Here is a 17,004-nt window from a genome sequence, read left to right on the forward strand (position 1 = left end):
AAGACAATCATTTTTTTCAATCTTTTCATAAAGATTTGTCCTTTCATTTGTTCAATACTGGATAAGTGCACCTAGTCCAGATAATAAACAAATTTAATTTAATTTATAATTTCATGACCTTTTTTATGTTTCAAATAAACTGGAATCCCATTATCCCCGCATTTATGGTTATAAAAAACCGTTTGGTTTTTGTATACTTGGGAATTTATCTTCCTCAAGTGTAAATACGAAGGGTAATTTATGGGGGAAAATTATCCTGCATTTTAGTTAACACACTCCTACACACCTCCCCGCTATCGCGGTACTCCTCTTCCCGCTTTCTTCGGGATAAACAAGAGGAGATTTAATAGGTGCCCTTTTAACAAGGGTTTTTTGGAGCATTTATAAACATAAATGCGGGGAATAAAGCTTGTTCATTTAAAACGATCACGCACCTCCGTAGAGGATTTCTAGTAAAACTTCCATGTAGTTGGAATCGACCTGATTTCACTACCTCTGAATTATATTGCTATAATGCAGATTTAACTAAACACTTCTTAGAGCTATACCTGGTAGACCTTGAAGGTCTACCAAAGACCTTCAAGGTCCTTGCGTTAACTCAATGTTCAATTAATTCAGCACTAATTTTATCCCTGTCATTCCAAACTTGATTTGGAATCCAGAAATACCACAAACACCTTGTTTTAATAAAATACTTTTTCTAGATCCTGAATTCCCGCTTTCTTCGGGACAGGCAAGTTCAGGGCCTGTCCTCAGCTTGATTGGGGAATGACAATTGATGAAGTAATGGGGATTACCTATATTACAATGTTCCATATTATTTGTTGCATGTTTTGTGCTACGTGTTTTGTGTTTTTATTCTTCTGTCGAAGTTGCACTTTCTTCCTCAACAACAACAACTTCTTCTATTATTCCCTTGACTTCTCCGTCCTCAATTTCTTGATCAAAACTATCTGATACTTCACTAAGCTTTTCTAGACTTCCATCAAAATCATCACTCTCTAGCAAGTCTCTCACTTCATTTAAGATGTCTTGTGAACCATCTTCTTCTATTACTTCTTTCGCTTCTACACTTGAAGTAGCTACTTCTTCTTCTGTTTCAATAACTTCAATTGTAGTTGTACTCTCTACTTCTTCAATTACAACAGTTTCTTCATCTTCTTTAACCTCTTCAACGATAGGTACTATTTCCGGCTCTATTCCTCCAATAGAAAGACCTTCATCACCTTTGCCCAAGTTGGCGGTAAATAGATTTTCTTCTGCTGGCTCTACTATATTTTTATTTTCTTCTTGGCCCAGGCCACCCTCTCCAGTCTCCCTGTTCACCTTGTCTTTCAAGGCTATTTTTTCTATCCTTGTTTTAACATTTGAAATTTCTTTCTTAAAATCACCTGTCAATCTTTCAACTATCTCTTTTTTTTCTTCATCTGTTTTCTCATCTGACATCACTTGAGATATTTCCCTTGCTCTATTTTCTGCAAAAACAACATTTAGCTGGGCTTTTTTCTTTTCACTAAAAGTGAAAGTTAGCTGAGTTTTTTCTGAAATCTTTTTTGCAATATAGAGTGAATCTCCAGGGGTAGTATCACGAGAAGCATTAATGCTCATAACTCCGCCTCCTAAGACTGACAACACAATTAAAGAAGTTAAAATAACGGGCTGTCCCATGTTCTTAACAATGCTATTATAAAAAGTATCTGAATAAATCTTAAAAGTATTTAGCAATTTTGCAAAAGAAAAACCAGACTCAGGTGCTGAGCTGGAATTCATAATTTGATTAAACAAAACTTCCCTGTTCTCCTTTTTCCAGGTTGGGTCAGCTTGAATATCTTTATAACTATTTAGTTTTTTTAACAAATCTTTTTCTGTCATGTATTTAGTTAAAAGTATAAAGTTAAAAGTAGAAAGTTAAATTTAGAATTTCTGGATTTACCCGAGGGGGCACACTGCCCATCTTCGAGAGAATGACTAGGTTTTTATTTTTCCTCAGACATTATATCGCTGAGTGCTTTCAGTGCTCTATGAGTTAGTACTCTAACATTACCTTTCGACTTACCAAGTAGTTCAGCAATCTCGTCTATACTCATCTCGTTTATATATCTCATTAAAATAATTTCTCTATATTCGTCTTTCAATTCTTGAAGTTTTAATTGAACTAATTCAATATCATTTTGAATTTGAAAATTTTCCTCAACGTTTTGGCTTTCATCAATTGCATCAAAACCATTTTCTACATCATCGATTGAAAGATTCGCCTGACTACTTTTCTTTCGATAATGATCAATAATTGTTGTTCGAGCAATTTTGTAAAGAAGAGCTTTGAGAGTTTTTTCAACTAGCTTTTCTGTTTCTTGAATATAATTCCAAGTCTTTAAAAAAACAGCAGAAGTAATATCTTCGGCCTCTTCTTTATTCCCAACTTTAAAAAAAACAAAACGATATATTTGATCAACGTACAGATCGTATGCTTCAACAAATGCTTCTTTATTATCGTTTTTTAATCTAGATAAAAGAGATTGATCTTTTATATTAAATAGATTCATTTAATAATACGTGTTAACACCAAAAGTGTTACAGTTAATGTTTTTTTTAAATCTTAATCACCAGTCCACCCAAAGGAGAACAGGCAAACCTAAAGATAACAATAAACAAAAAAAAGGACTAATTCAAGCCACTTTTCAATTTAATTTTACTGATATTCTTTTTTATAATTTAGCACATATAAGAGCGGTAAGCAAGAGGAAAACAAGGGACACATAGCACACAACACAAAACATATAACATGAAACAAATAGCATGGAGGATGTGAAAAATATTGATGTTTAAATTTGTCTTACAAAAATATATATTTAATTAATTTGTTGCAATTATATTTTAAAGTAATTGAATAATACCCCTTCATTGTTTTATGCTACATGTTTTGTGTTGTGTGTTACATGCTGGAGGTATTGATTTATTTATGAATGTGTGTAAATATACTAAAAACTGTGATTTAAGTCCATGCAAACATGGACTTAAAATAAATTAAAAGACATTTTTGGAAATTTATCAAGCTATTTTGCGGTAAAAACATATTTGAGTCCAAGACACGTTAGACTTAAATAATTATACGCTAATCTTAAATAAATTATTATTTAAGTCTAGAATATTCTAGACTTAAATAGACATATGGCTGAGAATTTAAGTAAAAAAAATACTCCTAAAGAAGAAAATAAAGATAAGGTGAAGAAGGTGAATCAAGAAGCGGGAGAGGCTAACCTTGGTCGAAGCGAAGCCGGAAAGAGTGGTTTAAGCCCAAAATCTTCATCTTCTGATATCCAAAAAATATTTAATTCACCAGTGCCCATTAGCGATCCTAACAAAAAAAAGAGCAGAATAAATATAGAAAGATACAATGTAGAAATACCGCTCTCAGAAAGCGAAATTGAGCCAATCTGGGTCTCTGTAACAGAAGCTGCAAAGTTCGGTGGTGTTCAAGGAAAGACAATTAGAAGAGCAATTCAGGCCAACCTAATATCCTACAAAGTGATAAACGATAGATATCAAATAGACTTCGGCTCAGTAGTTAGATATCTTTACACATCAACAAAATTAAAAAATAAAATAACAAAAGAAGGAGTGGGGAAATACATTGATAAGTGGAAAAGCTAGAGTATTCACAAATTCTTAAAAAAGTATTTTGCTTCAGTATACTAGTATACTGAAGCAAAATAAAACAACCGATAAAAAGAGAGAATAATGAACATAGCGGTAACAAGCTCCTGTGGACAAAAATTCGGATTATTTTTTAAAACTTTAAAATCGCGAGTGACAAGTTTGCAAACTCTGAATCGTATTATGGTATCCATCTACACGAAGAAGGTATATCAAATTTTTCTATCTTTTTTAAAGGAAAAATTTAATACTGGGATTGAAAAAATCCCAAAACATGTTTTCTATAAAAACAAAAAAGCCGGTCATTACGATCGGCTTTCATTTTTATTGAAAGGTCTTTTTTTATATTGAACGAAGACGAGAACTTCTCACAGAATACGATAAGACTGCCACTGCGCACAACATGCAATAAACTTTTTCATCATCAGTATTTTCATAAAAAGTTTTATCTGTTTCAGAAGGGTTTTTTGTAGTCCCGCACTCGCAACATATAATAATATCCACAACTTCTCCTTTCCTGGTTTTTTACCAATTGATTGCTTTGAACTTATTTTAAATAAATCTTATGTCAAACATTTTCAAATAACGATGTAAACTACCACCCTTATGTCTCTATGTTGATTTAGAGTACCCTATAGGGTACTCTATAGGGTACCCTAAATAAATAAACACCCCAGCCCTCATATACCCAAACAGGTGTCGGATACCTAAAACATTCCGAATACATAACCCCTGGTTTTTAATAATTAATCTTTCTGGACACAATTTATTGTATAAATCAATATTTTTACAGCACCTAAAAATAGTCGTTTATCATAAAAAAAATCAGTTCTAATAAACTGATTTTTAAATACAATAATTTTGTAAACTTAAATACCCATGCCCTTATCCATAGCTTCATTAGCCAACGCGTCTGCTTCCTTGTTTAATTCACGCCTCACATGTGTATAAGATATTTTTTTAAAACTTTGTGACAAATTATAAATTTTAATATATAGGGGAGCCAATCCTGCATTTTTTACTTTGTATTCTTTTTTGAGCTGTTTCACCACCAACTCACTATCAAGATAGCAATCAAGTTCTGTGGCTTTGAGAGTTTTTGCTTTTTCTATTGCGGCAATGATGGCCCTGTATTCAGCTATATTGTTTGTAGCCTCGCCAATATACTCTGACACGGTAGCCACAAGTTCTCCTTTTTCATTTTTTAGGGTTGCGCCTATCCCAGCTGGCCCAGGATTCCCACGAGCACCACCGTCTGAATATATTGTTAACTTAATTGACATAGTCAAAAATTATTAATTATTAATTTTTAGTTTCGATTCAATTTTGAATTATTAAATTATTAAATATTAAACTAATAAACATTTATTCGAAATTCAAAATTATTCATTCGAAATTTTTTTAATATCCACTATTCTCATCTGAGGATCTGTTCTTCCATTAAATTTATTATTTTCCAGAGTATACACTATATCTATAGTATCACCTATATCTAGGTTTTTCCACTTTTCAGTCTGCCAAAAACCTAGAGCATTCAACATATTTGACCCTTGACCCAGGTCGGCTTCTCTCACTTCGTGATTCACCTCCTTCACCTTGCCGTTTTTTAGTCTCAATTTCAGATGTTGTCCATCTGCTCCCATTTTCATCTTATCCATCACTTTTACTTCCTCGGACAAAAAGAATGGAGCCGGGTTTGCCTCCCCAAACGGAGCAAATTTCACAACCCTGTCAATGAGTTCAACGTCAACATCACCTAGTTCAATTTTTGCTTCAATGTTTATTTTTGGAGATAGCTCTAGCCCACTTAATTCTTTTTTGGCTTCTTCTTTAACGCATTTAACAAAATCATCTATTTTTTCTTCGGCCACACTAAACCCACAGGCTTTGGCGTGTCCTCCATATTTTTCTATTTTGTCTTCACATTTTTTAAGAAGATCAAGAATATTTAATTCATCTATACTTCTCCCTGAGCCTTTGTAGCCTTTTTTTGTTCTCGTAATTACCAAGGAGGGTTTGTAATACTTCTCTGTAACTCGACCCGAAACAAGACCGACAACTCCTTCCTCCCAAGCTACACCTTCAGGACTTATTGAGATCAAAATACTGTCATCGTGGTCAAGATTTTTTTCAGTATACTTTATAATTTCTTCAGTTATTTCTTGCCTCTCCATGTTCCTTTTGTTAAGCTCTAGTGCAATTTTTTTAGCTTCAGTTATATCTTCCGTGGTAAGAAGGTTGTAAGCCGAAATAGCATGCCCCATTCTTCCGGCGGCATTTAGACGAGGAGCAATTTGAAAACCAATATTCCAAGATTCTATTTTTTTGTCATCACTAATTTTTGCTATATTCATCAATTCCTTAATACCGGGCCTATTGGTTGAATCAAGAATATCAAGTCCTTTTATTAATAATGCTCTATTTTCTCCAACTAATTCGACACAGTCAGCGACAGTCCCAATGGCAAGCAAATCCATGCCTCTCTCGATTAGCCTATCTTTCATCTCATCGTCAACCTTTGCCCTAGATATAAGAGCTTGAGATAATTTAAAAGCAACGCCAACTCCAGCTAATTGTTTAAATGGGTAGGTTTCTCCAGGTGTTTTTGGGTTTATTATCAAACATTTTGGTAAATCTTCAATATTTTCACTCGCTGTATGATGGTCAGTTATTATTACGTCGAGGCCTTTTTCTTTTGCATGATTAACCTCTTCTTTATTCCTTATTCCACAATCCACTGATATCATTAAGCTCGCTCCGTCTGATATTATATTATCTATGGCTTTTTTATGAATACCATATCCTTCCGATTTTCTATCAGGAATATATACACTAACCACTCCTTTTAAGGATTTGATTGTATTTAGAAGAAGGGAGCTTGAAGTAACACCATCTACGTCATAATCACCATAGATAACTATTTTATTCTGTTTTTTTATGTGTTCGATTATCAAATCAACAGCCTTTTCCATGTCATTAAACAAGAAAGGATCGAAAGTATCTCTAGAATAATCCGGATTAATAAAAGACTCAATTTCTTCTTCCTTTGCTATGCTCCTATTAAATAATAACTGAAGAGTTAATTTATCTAGGTCTGGAAATTTTGCAATAAAATCATCTGATACTTCTGGCTGAAGCTTCCATTCTTTTTTATTCATATATGTTGTAGTTAAAAGTTAAAAGAGAAAAGTTAAAAGTTAGAATTTCTGGATTCCCAGTCCCTCCAGAGGCGAACAAGCAAGCTGAGAATGACAAGGTGATTTTTAAATTTATATTTCTTAATTATTGATTATTATTTTTAATATTTTTAAAACATTAAAAATAATAATTTTACTGAAAATTGTTTTTTAGAAATTGAAAATTAGAGAGAATGGGTTTCCAGTCTAACCTGGAATCGACTTAAAATGTTACGTGTTGTGTGTTACGTACTCTACGTTTACGAAGGCATGAAAGCTAGGCCGACTGTCCAGGCAACCATAGAGAATATAATCATTACGCTTAGAACCATCCAAACGATTCTAACAACTTTTTTTTTCTTTTTTGATGACATAAATTTATTCTTTAGACCTGTTGCCTAATTAACTCCTACTGCAATCTCCATATTTCGGCAAATTTCATGTATGAAGTCAATTGAATAACAAGTCTATTTTATTTTTTTAATAATTTTACAAAGGTATCAGGTGGGATATCAACTTTTCCTTTACCCATTTGGGCCATCTTCTTCTTACCTTTTTTTTGTTTCTCCAATAATTTTCTTTTTCTACTAACGTCTCCACCATAGAGACCAGCTGTAACGTCCTTTTTGAAAGCGCTCATTCGTTCAGCGGCGACTATCTTAGCTCCTACTGCAGCTTGCAACTTAACAGCAAACATCTGCCTCGGTAAACTGTCCTTTAATATTTTAACGACTTCCTTTCCTCGTAAAAATGCTTCGTCCTCATAAACAATAGTTGCTAGCGCTTCAACTTTCTCCTCAGCTACCAATATATCCATTCTTACTACTTCAGCTTTACTGAAACCATAATATTCATAATTAATCGAAGCATAACCAGAGCTGACACTTTTTATTTTATCATAATAATCTGTCAGAATTGCGGCCATCGGTATTTGGTAATGAATAATAGCTCTAGAATCGTCTATATATTCTGTTGTTTTATAAATTCCCCTTTTCTCTTGTGTTAAACTCATTATTGCTCCTATATATTCTTTTGGAACAATAATATCAAGGTTTACCCAGGGTTCTTCTATATATTCAATAAGGGACCTTTCTGGTAACTTTTGAGGTGTTCGAATAATTTCATCCTCTCCATTTAGCTTGTGTATTCTGTAAGCCACACTGGGCAACGTTACAATCAATTCTATATTGTGCTCCCGTCTTAATCTTTCTTGGAATATTTCTAAATGTAATATTCCTAAAAATCCGCAACGAAAACCAAAGCCAAGTGCATTGGACTGTTCCGGTTCATAAGAAAGCGCTGAGTCATTCAATTTCAATTTGCCAATAGCTTCACGCAAAGCAGCATAATCATTGCCTTCTTGGGGATAAACGCCAGCAAAAACCATTGGCTTTACATCAGTATAACCCTTTAGGGCCTCAACTTCTTTTTTTTGAACACTCTTTAATAGGGAAATAGTATCTCCAACCCGACATTCATCAACACCCTTAAACCCGGTCACAATATAACCAATATCCCCTGTTTTTAGTTCACCAGAAGAGACATATTTTGGTTTGAAAAATCCAACATCAATAGCATCACTTTCGGCTCCTGTGGCTAATAGTTTTATCTTATCTCCTTTTTTTATAGCACCATCGACCATTCTAACAAATGCCACAACACCTCTATATTCGTCGTAATTTGAATCAAAAATAAGAGCCCTTGGTGGTTTACTGTCATCTCCTGTTGGGTTTTCTATTATCTCTATCGCTCTATCTAGTATTTTCTCAACACCAACACCTGTTTTTCCTGAAGCAGAAATTATTTCAGATTCATCACACCCCAAGAGATTTATAATTTCATTTTTAGTTTTTTCAATATCAGCTGCAGGTAGGTCGATTTTGTTTATAACGGGAATAATTTTCAGATTCAAATCCATGGCTAAATACAAGTTAGCTAGGGTTTGCGCTTGAATCCCCTGTGTTGAATCAACTAAAAGAATAGCTCCCTCTACGGCAGCCAAAGAACGTGACACTTCATATGAAAAATCTACATGACCAGGAGTATCTATGAGGTTTAAATCATAACCCTTGTATGACATTTTAACTGGTTGTAGCTTTATGGTAATCCCTCTTTCTCTCTCAATATCCATCCCATCGAGAAGTTGGGCTTGCATATTCCTTTTTTCAACCGTGCCAGTTAACTCAAGCATCCTGTCAGCTAGAGTAGATTTTCCATGGTCAATATGGGCAATAATACAAAAATTTCTTATTTTATTCTGCATAATATCAAAAAATAGCTTGTCAAAACAAGCTTATCTATATACTTAATCTACTTTATTTTAATGGAAAAACAGCAATAAAGCAAGCCGAGGAATAAATTTGAATATGAAAAAAGTCGCTACTCATAATAACGACTTCTGATTATACAATTAATTCTTTGAATTTTTTGATTAGGTTTTGATACCTATTTTTTTGTGGAATTTTTAGTAATTCTTCATAAAGAGCTTCGATATGATCGCAATTCTTTTTCAATGATTTCAATTTTTTATATGCACTGTCCCTTAGATCCTTATTACTGACGCCAAGCCCTAAATCAAGACATTTATTAAATCCATCAGAATCATCTTCATTCATAAAATGAGCAATCAAGAAAATTAATAAGACAAAATTATTAATCATTTTGTCTTCCCCAACATTCTCTTTTTGTAATTTTTTTAATGAAAATTCTCTATTTTCAAGTAAAGCTTTCGGGAGTTCCCATTCATCGGAATTTTGCTCATCTGATAATTGAAAATTTTCGTCAGAAGCAGAATTATTGTCAGCTAAACTATCATTAGATTGCTCGATGAGACAAGAGGCTTTCTCAAATTGAGAATCAGAAACGCATGAGGTCGGTTTCACATCTTCTTCCATTGCTATTAAGTCTGCATATAATTCATCATTTTCTTTTTTGCTGTTTTTCAGGTCAAACGTCAGTTTTTTGTTTTGGACTTCCAACCATTCATTGTTCTTTTCTAATTTAGAGATTGTTTTTCTTAATTCAACAGAACCCTTATCTGGATTGCTTAAAAAATCTTTAATTTCTCCAAGAATTTTAATTACCTCTTTTTTGAATAGAAAATCTTCCATTTCCCTCTCCTTTCAATAAATTTTAAAGACCACATGTTTTTAAGAGATTAACAGAAAACAAATTTTTTGTTAATAATTCAACCGATGTTAGCTAAATTCCCCTCGCCTCACCTCTGTCTCCAGTTTCGATTTTTTTACCATGGATTCTTCTTCGTATTGAAGCCCAGAAGTCAAATAGTTCTTCACTTCGTAATAAATATGAAAAAATAATATATACCAATATACCTGAAACTCCGGCGAGAAATCCTTGACCAAAAACTCCCAAGAATTTATTCATATCAACAAGGCCGTAGTCGACTACGAACCCTTTAACAATCTGAACTGTAAATCCAGTTGCCATGGCGGCTATTGAGAATTTTATAGTTGAAACTAATATCTTGAACTCATCCATAGAGCCAATTTCTAGACGAAGTATTATCCATAACAAGACAAAATTAATGATATTTGAGATTGAAAAAGCTAGCGCAAGCCCCGCGACCCCCATCCTGTTTGCAAAATAAAACGATAGGAACACATTAACCGTAGCAGAAAACAATCCAACAAAAAATGGTGTACTCGAATTATGACGAACATAAAACATTCTCATTAAAAGTGGTATTGTTGCTTGAGCAAAAAGGGAGACAATAAAAAACTCTAAAGTATTTATTGTAAGCAAAGTGTCCTGCCAATCGAATTGACCAGAACCAAAAACAACTCTAACAATTTGTGCTTTTAGGGTAAGCAAGAGAACGGTTGATGGAACAATAAAAAATAATATTTTTCTAAAAGTAGATGAAAAATTATGAACTAGTTTTTTCTTATCAAAAGCAAGGGCCGACAAGGTTGGGAAGGCAGCAATAGCAAAAGATATTCCAAAAATACTAACTGGGAAAATTTGTAAATTATTGGCATAGTTAAAGACAGAAAGAGAACCAACACTCAAAGTAGAGGCTATGATGGTTATTACTAAAAGATTAAATTGCCCAACTGCTAAACTCAGTGTTCTTGGAACCATCATGGTTGCAATCTTTAGAACATTGCTATTTTTATAATTTAGATTTAGTTTTGGTCTGTATCCAAGACCAAAAACAGTAGGCACCTGAATTATCATGTGGAGAAAGGCTCCCAAAACTACACCGTAGGCAAGGCCGTATATTCCCCAGATTGGAGCGAAAAAAAGAGCACCGATAATTATTCCAATATTGTAAACAATAGGTGCTAGAGAATATATAAAAAATCTTTTATACGACTGCAAAACCCCACCCAAAATACTTGATATTCCTAAAAAAACTGGAGATAAAAACATAATCCTTGTGATATTAGCAGCCAATATTTGCTGTTCGGAACTGAACCCGGGCGTTATCAGTTTCATCAAAAAAGGAGCAAAGACAATACCAAATGCTGACATTACAATCAAAGAGATACCAAGAATAGTAATAATAATATTAGCTACTTCCCAGGCTTCTTTGTTGTGATTAATTTTTGCACTTGTCTTTTTTATTAACTGAGAAAAGATTGGAATAAATCCTGCCGAAAGAGCGCCTAAAACAATTAGATTAAAAATAAGGTCTGGAATACGAAAGGCTGCAAAGTAAATATCCAGTGTCTCACCTAAGCCAAACTCTGCACCTAGGATACGATCACGAAAAATACCCAAGAATCGACTTAGCAAAGAAGATAGCGCCACCATTAGTGCCGCTATTGAAATACTATCAATTTTACACAACAATCTTTTTATCATTTTAATCTACTAATTTTCTTGTTTCCCTGGCTATTAATGCCTCTTCATTTGTTTCAAAGCTAATGTTTTTATGCTTTCCTAGAAATTTTGTATTATTTATAATTTCATTGCGAGTCACAGAATCTCCCGCGCCAATTCCTCCAGAAAATACTATTGCATCAAGTTTTCCGCCGAGAGCAACAAAATAGGCTCCAATATATTTAGATAGTCTGTAGGTAGCAACATTAAAAGCGAGTCTGGCCTTTTTATTACCGAGGTTCATTTCACGAAGCAAGACCTGATAATCATCAATACCGCCTGATAAGCCTTTTATACCTGAATTATTGTTTAGGATATCATACAGTTTTTCAATATCATTTTGAGTACCGATCCCTTCTCTTAATATTTCAAAAACTACCCCTGAACCAATATCTCCAGCTCTCGTCATCATAACCAATCCTTCCAGTGGTGTAAAGCCCATAGAAGTATCTATCGGTTTCCCATTTTTTATGGCCGTAATTGACCAACCACCCCCTAGATGACAAGTTATTAAATTTAGTTTACTAAGTGGTTTCCCTAATTCTTGAGCTGCTTCGTGAGCTATGTAGTTATGAGAAATACCATGAAAACCATATCTTTTTATACTATACCTTTCGGCCAAATCGTCAGGGATGGCATAAACTCTAGCTTTTTCTGGAATATTAGAAAAAAAAGCTGTATCGAATACAGCAACCTGTGGAGTGTTTGGCAAAAATTCAGATATTATTTTAATTCCTAACAAATTATATGGATTATGAAGTGGTGCTAGATTGTTAATTTTTTCTAAACGTTCAAGAATATTTTCATTAATAATTACAGGTTCAACAAAATCTTCTCCACCATGAACAATCCGATGTCCAACAGCGCTAATGTCTGAAACATCACCAACTTCTCTTAGAATTTTTTTAATTATCTTCTCGTGATTATTCTCTACTAAAAACTTCTCTCTTTTTATTTCATTTCCAGAAACATCAAACAACTTATATTTCAAAGAGGTTGAGCCACTATTAATAACTAAAATATTTTGTGACATACTTTTTATAAATTCTAATAACTAAGCACCAAACTCTAAACAAATTCAAATCATTAAATACAAATCATTAATTACAAATATTCAAAACAGTTTTATATTTTAAGACTTAGAATTTTGTATTTGTTTAGTATTTAGAATTTAGAGCTTAGAGTTTATACTCTACACTATTACTTCTCCCTTTTGACCTTTAAACCCGCAGGCATTAGCCTCGTCAGTATCAATATGCATGCTCAACTCATAGTTTTCATTTGTCTTTACTTTTACTTTATCAAAAATCAAAGCTCTCTCTCCATTAATTTTAACTTTAACAATTTGACCATTTCTTAATCCCAATTTCTTAGCTTGTTTTATGCTGGCGTGAATATGCCTATTGGCCAGGATAGCAGCTTCTTTCTTGTTCACACTAGCGATTGGACCAACAAGGGTAATTGGTGAACTTTTTACTAAATCTCCGCTCATTCTGGCTGGTGGAGTTAGCCCTAGTTTAATAGCATCTGTTCCAGATATTTCAACCTGAGTATAGGACCTCAGGGGGCCGATTATTCTAACACTAGAAAACTCTCCTTTTTTTGTTTTAATACCAATTTTTTCCTTACAGGCAAACTCGCCAGGTTGTGATAAATTTTTCAAAGGAGTTAGGCTCGCATTTGCACCAAATAATTTTTTAAAATCATTTTCACTTAGGTGGCAATGTCTAGCTGATACCTCAACTTTTATTTTAAATGTTTTCATAATATTTCTGGTATTTTCTTCTTTGTTAAAAGGCCATTTTGAGCTCCTTGATGTTCTATGACAGATGCGGCGTTATACATACCAAGCTTTAGCGAACGTTGAATATCTTCATCGTATTTATTGAGCCCGGCCACAAAAGTGGCTCCGAAGGCATCTCCAACGCCAGTAGTGTCGCTCACTTTCCTTGCTTTTATAATATTTTCGCTATAAAATTTAATGCCGTCATAAGCTTCGGCGCCCTCACTGCCATTGGTTATTAACACAATTTGTGGACCCCATTCTTTAATAATATGAAGTAGATTTTTGGTATTATTTAAAAACTTATTATCTTTACTTCGGTATTTTTCATCTGACAACACTAGTTCAAGCGCCTCGTCTTTATTTAGGCTCAGAACGTATGTTCGTTCTAGATATTTTTTTAATAATTTGTGTCCAGCTTTTAACTGAGTTCCACCAGGATTCCATGCTATTTTTGCCTTATTGGTTGAAAAAACTTTATTTAAAACATCTTGCCAATGACCCGAAAGAGAAGAAACATAAACCCAATCAGCACTCCTAATCGCTTTTAACTCTTTTTCTCTAATTTTTAATAAATTATTTGAAGCCCTGTCAGAAAATAATATATGTTCATTTTCTGGGCCGATTAGAAGAAAAGAAAAACTACTTCCCCCAGAAACTCGTTGAATTAACTTGGTGTTGACACCAAAAGTCTTCAGATTTTTTATTACCCTTGCTCCCCTGTCATCATCTCCAAGAGCACTTATAATAGATGCGTCGAGACCAAGCGAGGACAAACAAGCAGCCACGTTCGCAGCTCCTCCTCCAAAAGATGAGTAAGATTTATTTACTTTTATTTTAGTGCCGAACTCGAAAGCAAGTAAATTTTGGCGAAGTAAGTCTTCTTTGTTGTCAATTAGTATTCCTCCTTCGGTATAAAGAGCAATATCCTCAGTACATCCACCAATTGTAATAATCTTTGTTTTTAACATAAGAAAATGTATTATTTTTACTAACTATTATTATACCATATTTAGATATCATCCACCAAGATAATTTAAAAAAGCTAAGCTCTTAATTAAAGCTTAGCTTTTTATATTTTATTGTATTCTATCTCAAATCCCTGATACTAGTATCTAGAGTTTCTTTCTGCTCTGAACTAATCAAATAAATATTATCACTACTCCCCTTTTTGGCGAAGAAATTACCCTCAGCATTCTCTCCTCCAACCATAAGAACATTTTGAACTCCATCTCCACTAACTTCTACTATTACAGAATGGTTTTCAAGTCCCGTTCCTTCGAAAGTTTGTGCTGGGATGCCTGCGGCATTCAGGCTAGTCATTATTTCAAGAACTTTATTAATCTTCTCTTCATCTACGCTAAATGAATAAGGGAGGGTTCCCTTCCATTCTTCATCTATCTTTTCTATACTAAATTCACTATTTGGATATTGAAATCTAATTTTGTTGGCTAATTCAGGGCCTCCAGCAAAAATCATTGTATCATACCAAGAATTAACATCCTTATTGAAAGCATAGCCTATATTAGCACCGACCTTATATATGTTGTTTGAATCAGGGATGGAAACATAAGAGCCAGCGAAATCATTAGTCATTTTTCCTACTATAAAATCAATCAATACCCCTTCACTATCTTCAAGACTTACTCTAGTCCCGCTCTCATCTGTTTCAAATTCTGATTTTTTATCTTTATTATTACTTGCTAAATCAAAATTGGCCTCAATAGCTTCTTCCATATATGTCACGAAAATTTCATCTGTATCTTTGACATAAAAGTCCTTTGTATCAGCTATTTTCCATTTTTCTCCCTGTCTCTCAAAACTTATTTTTTCTCCATTTTTTTCTAGATTTATCTTGATAACTTCTTCGAATTTAATTTTATCAAAGAAATTATCTGGCCTTCCTAAGTTTTTCTTCCAATCCATGATTGGTTCAAATACAAAAGCCAAAGCTAATAAAAAAACGAATACCCCTCCCAGAATAATATTTTCTTTTCTCATAATCTTTTATGTTAATTTTTATAAATCATCAACAAATCTTGATTTTTTTCTCAAGAAATATCTAGAAAGTCCAATTGTCAAAACTAAAACGGTTACCCCAAAAACATTCAAATATCTTATCAAAACTTTTTGGCCGTCACTTATGTCTGTCTCAATTGGTCGACTAGTAATTCCTTTTGATCTAACTTCAATCAAATCGCCATCCAAAGAAAGGCTATCAGTAATGTTTTGAAAAAATACTAAATTATCCGCCATGGTTACAAGATTTCCTGAAGCAAAATCACTATCACCAACAACTAAAATTCTTGAAAAAATTGTATCTTCTATTCCATACGGGCTCTTGAACTTAGCGCTAACATCAACTGCTAAGTTGCTTGTTTGTGTTTTGTTGGGAGTGAAAGTTTGCTGAGGATTTAAATCATATTTACCAGTCTGTCTCCAGGATTTGTCAGATGATTTAGCAAGGTAAGATATGTTATAATTTTCTCCCAATTTTGTTTTATCTACATCAATGCTTGATGCCCATTGCAAGACAACGTTCTCAAGCTTTGATACAGCTGAATTGTCTTGATCAAACCCATCTTTTGCAATCTTCGGCCAATAAGAATAGCTTGTCTGGAATGTAAAAAATCCTTGATTAAAAGACGCTACTCCTGAATTCGCTTTCGATTCCAGCACCATGTCATTGTTTATTTTTATACCATAATTTGTTAGCAAATTATTTAGTCCATTATTTTTGTTTGTGGCTTGCAATCCCTCGTCTATTGCCACACCTTCATCTAGGACTAAAAGATTCCCACCTTTCGCCACATAAGCATCTATTTTCACTAAGCCCCCCTCTGGTATCTCCTCTTTAGGGCTAACTATAATGAGTGTTTTTAGGCTTGTGTCTATTTCTTCAACACTAAGCAGGTCAACATCCACCACCTCATAAAGTTCTTCTAGTTTTTGAATTCCCCCGCCAAGACTTTCTCTGTCTAGGGATCCATAACCGTTAAGAAGTCCTAATTTGATTGTTTCTCCAGAGGTTAACTTCTTAATTGCAAGCGTAATCTGATATTCCAAACTCTTGGTATCTTGAACTACAGGAATAATTTCAGAATCACTTCCATATCCTATGGACATGCCCATATATCCTCTAACCAATTGCATTTGGTCCTTTTCAAAAACTTCAAACTGAAGTTCTGGTATTCCCTGCGCATAAAGAGAGCTAGCTAGCTCTTCGTCATCAGTGGGGTCAATAAACTCAATTCTCACATTACCGCTTGAATAATTATCATAAGCATCTAGAATATCTCCGACATTTTCTCTTAATGAAATAAATTGACTAGGTAGATTTTTACTGAAATAGACTTTAATGTTTACAACATCATCTAAATTTTTGAGCGTATTTTTTGTTACTGCTGAAACTGTAAACTCTTTGTTTTGAGTTAAATCTAGTCTTGTAAATATTTTATAAGAAAAGAAATTGACCAAAATTATAATACCAATAATGGATAATAGAGTTACATATGTTTCGCTACGTTGTTTTATTTTTTTCAT

Annotated in this window: 14 protein-coding genes; 1 reads left to right on the forward strand and 13 read right to left on the reverse strand. The window is 33.6% G+C overall.

Features of this window, described 5'->3' with window-relative positions:
* Nucleotides 1-609: 609 nt before the first annotated feature.
* From PF572_03255 to PF572_03265, 3 genes are all read right to left on the reverse strand, one after another.
* On the reverse strand, nt 610-816 hold the full coding sequence (locus PF572_03255) for a hypothetical protein (GenBank protein MDA3840082.1): 207 nt from the start codon (nt 814-816) through the stop codon (nt 610-612).
* 39 nt (nt 817-855) lie between these two features.
* Complete coding sequence (locus PF572_03260; GenBank protein ID MDA3840083.1) at nt 856-1,872, reverse strand: DUF5667 domain-containing protein; 1,017 nt, start codon at nt 1,870-1,872, stop codon at nt 856-858.
* A 104-nt stretch (nt 1,873-1,976) separates the two neighbouring features.
* Nucleotides 1,977-2,543, reverse strand: coding sequence for an RNA polymerase sigma factor (locus PF572_03265; GenBank protein ID MDA3840084.1), 567 nt, complete (start codon nt 2,541-2,543; stop codon nt 1,977-1,979).
* Between the two features lie 625 nt (nt 2,544-3,168).
* On the opposite strand from PF572_03265, the gene PF572_03270 reads away from it, so the two are divergent.
* Nucleotides 3,169-3,651: a hypothetical protein gene (locus PF572_03270; GenBank protein MDA3840085.1), complete on the forward strand. Its 483-nt coding sequence runs from the start codon at nt 3,169-3,171 to the stop codon at nt 3,649-3,651.
* Between the two features lie 872 nt (nt 3,652-4,523).
* On the opposite strand, the gene PF572_03275 is transcribed toward PF572_03270, so the two are convergent.
* The 10 genes from PF572_03275 to PF572_03320 all read right to left on the reverse strand — a co-directional run bounded on the left by PF572_03275 (nt 4,524) and on the right by PF572_03320 (nt 17,004).
* Nucleotides 4,524-4,937, reverse strand: a complete 414-nt coding sequence (locus PF572_03275; GenBank protein MDA3840086.1) for a ribonuclease HI family protein — start codon at nt 4,935-4,937, stop codon at nt 4,524-4,526.
* 99 nt (nt 4,938-5,036) lie between these two features.
* Nucleotides 5,037-6,812 (reverse strand): single-stranded-DNA-specific exonuclease RecJ, encoded by a 1,776-nt coding sequence (gene recJ, locus PF572_03280; GenBank protein ID MDA3840087.1) that lies wholly within the window; start codon nt 6,810-6,812, stop codon nt 5,037-5,039.
* Nucleotides 6,813-7,302: 490 nt separating this feature from the next.
* Nucleotides 7,303-9,093 carry a translation elongation factor 4 gene (lepA, locus tag PF572_03285; protein ID MDA3840088.1) on the reverse strand — a complete coding sequence of 597 codons (1,791 nt, stop codon included), beginning with the start codon at nt 9,091-9,093 and terminating at the stop codon, nt 7,303-7,305.
* Nucleotides 9,094-9,232: 139 nt separating this feature from the next.
* The gene (locus tag PF572_03290; GenBank protein ID MDA3840089.1) at nt 9,233-9,940 is read right to left on the reverse strand and encodes a hypothetical protein; all 708 of its coding nucleotides are present in this window, start codon (nt 9,938-9,940) and stop codon (nt 9,233-9,235) included.
* 91 nt (nt 9,941-10,031) lie between these two features.
* Complete coding sequence (gene murJ / locus PF572_03295; GenBank protein ID MDA3840090.1) at nt 10,032-11,660, reverse strand: murein biosynthesis integral membrane protein MurJ; 1,629 nt, start codon at nt 11,658-11,660, stop codon at nt 10,032-10,034.
* Nucleotide 11,661: 1 nt separating this feature from the next.
* Complete coding sequence (locus PF572_03300; protein MDA3840091.1) at nt 11,662-12,711, reverse strand: acetate/propionate family kinase; 1,050 nt, start codon at nt 12,709-12,711, stop codon at nt 11,662-11,664.
* A gap of 159 nt (nt 12,712-12,870) precedes the next feature.
* Nucleotides 12,871-13,443 (reverse strand): phosphate propanoyltransferase, encoded by a 573-nt coding sequence (gene pduL, locus PF572_03305; protein MDA3840092.1) that lies wholly within the window; start codon nt 13,441-13,443, stop codon nt 12,871-12,873.
* Nucleotides 13,440-14,432: a carbohydrate kinase family protein gene (locus tag PF572_03310; protein ID MDA3840093.1), complete on the reverse strand. Its 993-nt coding sequence runs from the start codon at nt 14,430-14,432 to the stop codon at nt 13,440-13,442. The genes pduL and PF572_03310 overlap by 4 nt, the downstream gene beginning before the upstream one ends.
* Before the next feature lie 118 nt (nt 14,433-14,550).
* Complete coding sequence (locus PF572_03315; GenBank protein ID MDA3840094.1) at nt 14,551-15,462, reverse strand: DUF4340 domain-containing protein; 912 nt, start codon at nt 15,460-15,462, stop codon at nt 14,551-14,553.
* An 18-nt stretch (nt 15,463-15,480) separates the two neighbouring features.
* A complete protein-coding gene (locus PF572_03320; protein ID MDA3840095.1) occupies nt 15,481-17,004 on the reverse strand; it encodes a GldG family protein in 1,524 nt (507 codons plus the stop codon).

The organism is Patescibacteria group bacterium (genome assembly GCA_027858235.1).
Lineage (GTDB): Bacteria > Patescibacteriota > Patescibacteriia > Patescibacteriales > BM507 > BM507.

Excerpts from the sequence above, each read along its gene's own strand:
- PF572_03255 (MDA3840082.1), bottom strand. The coding sequence starts at position 816 with ATGGAACATTGTAATATAGGTAATCCCCATTACTTCATCAATTGTCAT.
- PF572_03260 (MDA3840083.1), bottom strand. The coding sequence starts at position 1,872 with ATGACAGAAAAAGATTTGTTAAAAAAACTAAATAGTTATAAAGATATT.
- PF572_03265 (MDA3840084.1), bottom strand. The coding sequence starts at position 2,543 with ATGAATCTATTTAATATAAAAGATCAATCTCTTTTATCTAGATTAAAA.
- PF572_03270 (MDA3840085.1), top strand. The coding sequence starts at position 3,169 with ATGGCTGAGAATTTAAGTAAAAAAAATACTCCTAAAGAAGAAAATAAA.
- PF572_03275 (MDA3840086.1), bottom strand. The coding sequence starts at position 4,937 with ATGTCAATTAAGTTAACAATATATTCAGACGGTGGTGCTCGTGGGAAT.
- recJ (MDA3840087.1), bottom strand. The coding sequence starts at position 6,812 with ATGAATAAAAAAGAATGGAAGCTTCAGCCAGAAGTATCAGATGATTTT.
- lepA (MDA3840088.1), bottom strand. The coding sequence starts at position 9,093 with ATGCAGAATAAAATAAGAAATTTTTGTATTATTGCCCATATTGACCAT.
- PF572_03290 (MDA3840089.1), bottom strand. The coding sequence starts at position 9,940 with ATGGAAGATTTTCTATTCAAAAAAGAGGTAATTAAAATTCTTGGAGAA.
- murJ (MDA3840090.1), bottom strand. The coding sequence starts at position 11,660 with ATGATAAAAAGATTGTTGTGTAAAATTGATAGTATTTCAATAGCGGCA.
- PF572_03300 (MDA3840091.1), bottom strand. The coding sequence starts at position 12,711 with ATGTCACAAAATATTTTAGTTATTAATAGTGGCTCAACCTCTTTGAAA.
- pduL (MDA3840092.1), bottom strand. The coding sequence starts at position 13,443 with ATGAAAACATTTAAAATAAAAGTTGAGGTATCAGCTAGACATTGCCAC.
- PF572_03310 (MDA3840093.1), bottom strand. The coding sequence starts at position 14,432 with ATGTTAAAAACAAAGATTATTACAATTGGTGGATGTACTGAGGATATT.
- PF572_03315 (MDA3840094.1), bottom strand. The coding sequence starts at position 15,462 with ATGAGAAAAGAAAATATTATTCTGGGAGGGGTATTCGTTTTTTTATTA.
- PF572_03320 (MDA3840095.1), bottom strand. The coding sequence starts at position 17,004 with ATGAAAAAAATAAAACAACGTAGCGAAACATATGTAACTCTATTATCC.